The 3,814-nt window shown below is 65.1% G+C and carries 3 protein-coding genes; 2 read left to right on the forward strand and 1 reads right to left on the reverse strand.

The annotated features are described in order from the left end of the window. Positions 1 to 260, reverse strand: a 260-nt coding sequence (locus Q0672_RS16120) for a hypothetical protein (RefSeq protein WP_298623846.1), incomplete at its 3' end; no start/stop codon positions are given. A gap of 230 nt (positions 261 to 490) precedes the next feature. On the opposite strand from Q0672_RS16120, the gene Q0672_RS16125 reads away from it, so the two are divergent. Continuing rightward, entirely contained in the window at positions 491 to 1,648 is a 1,158-nt protein-coding gene (locus Q0672_RS16125; RefSeq protein ID WP_298623852.1) for an ABC transporter substrate-binding protein, read from the forward strand. Positions 1,649 to 2,023: 375 nt separating this feature from the next. Then, the coding region (gene aceE, locus Q0672_RS16130; RefSeq protein WP_298623849.1) for a pyruvate dehydrogenase (acetyl-transferring), homodimeric type at positions 2,024 to 3,814 on the forward strand (1,791 nt) is incomplete at its 3' end.

Here is a 3,814-nt window from a genome sequence, read left to right on the forward strand (position 1 = left end):
TCCTCGGTGCCCTGCATGTGCAGGCGCATGGTCTGCTCGGCCCACTGCACGTCGCGGGCCATCGCCCCACGGGCAGTCTCGCTCTCCTGGCGCTGGAGCACCCACACCAGCACCAGCATCGCCAGCGCAAAGATCAGGACGGCAAAGTTGGGCGCCGACCAGTACCAGTTGGCAGGCACCCGGGTCGGCGGCATCTTGGGGGAAGGATTTGTATTCGACATGTCCCGCGCATCGTCGCCGGGGTGGCGGAAAAGGCGCATCGGGGGTTTCCCTAATCGGGACGGATGAAGGCGGCCGCGCAGGCCCGGTCTGGCGTGCCATGCCGCAGCGCAGCTAGGGGTTCTCCCGCATATGACCAGCAGGGGCGCGGGCGTAGCGTTGAACGCTGCCTGCGAAGGAAGGCGCGGGCTGGCGGCCATATAAGCAGAACAAGAACACAACAGCGGAGACACCCTTGCTTCGATTCGTGCGTGCCGCGGCCTGTGCCGCGCTGGGTTTGCTGGCGGCCGGCGTGGCGGCGGTGGAGCCGATCCGCATCGGCGTGACCGGGCCATTCACCGGCGGGTCGAGCCCGATGGGGGTGGCGATGCGCGACGGCATCCGCCTGGCGGCGCGGGAGATCAACGACGCCGGCGGCATCCTCGGCCGGCCGGTGCAGTTGCTGGAGCGCGACGACGAGGCCCGGCCGGAGCGCGGCGCGCAGATCGCCCAGGAGCTCATCAACCACGAGAAGATCGTCGCCGGGCTGGGCATCGTGAATACCGGCGTGGCGCTCGCCAGCCAACGCTTCTACCAGCAGGCCCATGTGCCGATGATCACCTCGGTGGCCACCGGGTCGATCGTCACCAAGCAGTTCCTCCCGCCCCAGTACCCGGACAACTACATCTTCCGCGTCTCGGCGCCGGATACGCTCCAGGCGGCGATGATCGTCGAGGAGGCCGTGGTGCGGCAGCGCCTGCGCCGGCTTGCGATCTTTCACGACAGCACCAACTACGGCCAGCTGGGCCGCGAAGACCTGGAGCGGGCGCTGGAGCGCCACGGCATCAAGGCGGTGACGATCGAGCGCTTCAACATCCGCGACGTGGACATGACCCCCCAGCTCTCCCGCGCCCGGGCTGCCGGCGCGGAGGGCATCCTCACCTACGGCCTCGGGCCGGAGCTCGCCCACATGGCCAACGGCATGGTGCGCCTGGGCTGGAAGGTGCCGATGGTAGGCAGCTGGGCGCTGGCCATGTCCAACTTCATCGACAGCGCGGGCCCCAACGCCGAAGGCGCGCGGATGCCCCAGACCTTCATCCAGGAAAGCGACGCCCCCCACCGGCGCCGCTTCGTCGATAAATACCGCAGCACCTACGGCATCGACCGCCTGCCGGTGGCGCCAGCGGCGGCCCAGGGTTACGACTCGATGCTGCTGCTCGCCGCGGCGATCCGCCAGGCCCGCAGCACCGACGGCACCCGCCTGAAGGACGCCCTCGAATCGCTCAAGGAGCGGGTGGAAGGCATCGTGATGGTATATGATCGACCTTTCTCCAAGACCGACCACGAGGCGATCGATTCGACCCGTCCGCTGGTCATGGGGGAGATTCGCAACAGACAAGTGGTCTTCGCATATGACGAAGACCGTAAGCGGGACGCGCTGTCCAGATGATCCCGCCGCGGAACAACCATTTCCGCAAACGGCCGGGGGTTTTCTCCCTCCCTCCCTCGCCCCCCGCCGTTTTTTTACCCGTCCCCGTCGAACGAAAACTCGCCGGCCGGAGCCTTCTGGCCCGGCCGGCGTATGCATTGGGTTTTCCGTATCGCAGCAGAACCGGATGGGATAGCACCGCCACCACCAGACCTCGAAAAAAAACCCTCGAACCCCGTGCAAATTGCGGTCGACCCTATTGCACATCGCGGGATTTGATTTTATATTACGAAAAATTCGGGTCGTGATCCGACCCTGCTCCGGTTTGTAGTGAAAGCACGTTGCCGTTACCCACGGCAACAACCCACAACCCGCAAGTCATGAGGAGACAAAACCATGGCCGCGAACACGCAAGAGATCCGGGCTGACATCGACGCCCAGGAAACCAAGGAATGGCTGGACGCCCTCGAAGGCGTCGTCGCACAGGAAGGCACCGACCGTGCCCACTTCCTGATCGAAAAGCTGATCGAAGCCGGTCGTGAGGAAGGGATCGACATCCCCTACTCCGCCAACACCCAGTACATCAACACCATTCCTGCCGACCAGCAGCCCAAGTACCCGGGCGATCCGGACATGGAGATCAAGCTCCATTCCTACATCCGCTGGAACGCCATGGCCATGGTGGTGCGCGCCAACAAGCACACCAACGTCGGCGGCCACATTGCCTCCTTCGCCTCTGCCGCCGCGCTCTACGACGTGGGCTTCTCCCACTTCTGGAAGAGCATCGACCACGAAACCGGCGGCGACCTGATCTTCTTCCAGGGCCACTCGGTTCCCGGCGTTTACTCCCGCGCCTACATGCTCGGCCGTCTGACCGACGAGCAGATGGACAGCTTCCGCCAGGAAGTGGACGGCAAGGGCATCTCCTCCTACCCGCACCCGTGGCTGATGCCGGATTTCTGGCAGTTCCCCACCGTGTCGATGGGCCTTGGCCCCCTGTGCGCGATCTACTCCGCACGCTTCATGAAGTACCTCGCCAGCCGCGGCCTGATCGACGCCGCCAAGGCCGAGCAGCGCAAGGTCTGGGCCTTCCTGGGCGACGGTGAGACCGACGAGGTCGAATCCCTCGGCGCCATCGGCATGGCCGGCCGCGAGAAGCTCGACAACCTGATCTTCGTCATCAACTGCAACCTGCAGCGCCTCGACGGCCCGGTGCGCGGCAACGGCAAGATCATCCAGGAGCTCGAAGCCGAGTTCCGCGGCGCCGGCTGGAACGTCATCAAGCTGATCTGGGGCACCCACTGGGACGCCCTGTTTGCCCGCGACAAGAAGGGCATCCTGAAGAAGCGGATGATGGAGCTGTGCGACGGCGAGTATCAGACCTTCAAGGCCAAGAACGGCGCCTACGTGCGCGAGCACTTCTTCAACACGCCCGAGCTGCGCGCCCTGGTGGCCGACTGGACCGACGACGAGGTGTGGAACCTCAACCGCGGTGGCCACGACATCTTCAAGATCTTCACCGCCTACAACGCCGCCGTCACCCACAAGGGCCAGCCGACGCTGATCCTCGCCAAGACCATCAAGGGCTTCGGCATGGGCCAGTCCGGCGAGGCGATGAACATCTCCCACCAGCAGAAGAAGCTCGACATCGAGTCGATCCGCCGCTTCCGTGACCGCTTCGGCCTGCCCGTGCCGGACGACCAGCTGGCCGAGCTGCCTTACCTGCGCTTCCCGGAAGACTCCGCCGAATACAAGTACATGCGCGAGCGTCGCATGGCCCTGGGTGGTTTCCTGCCGAGCCGTCGCCGCACCGCCGCCGCCCTCGAGGTGCCACCGCTCGAAACCTTCGCCGCGCTGCTCAAGGCGTCGGGCGAGGGCCGCGAACTGTCCACCACGATGGCCATCGTGCGCATCATGAACACCCTGCTGAAGGACAAGCAGATCGGCAAGAACATCGTCCCGATCGTGCCGGACGAATCCCGCACCTTCGGCATGGAAGGCATGTTCCGCCAGTACGGCATCTGGAACCAGCAAGGCCAGAAGTACGTTCCGGAAGACCATGACCAGCTCATGTTCTACAAGGAAAGCGAAACCGGCCAGGTGCTGCAGGAAGGCATCAACGAAGCCGGCGCCATGGCCGACTGGATCGCCGCCGGCACCGCCTACAGCGTGCACGGCGTGCAGATG

Source organism: uncultured Zoogloea sp. (assembly GCF_937894855.1).
Classification (GTDB): domain Bacteria; phylum Pseudomonadota; class Gammaproteobacteria; order Burkholderiales; family Rhodocyclaceae; genus Zoogloea; species Zoogloea oryzae.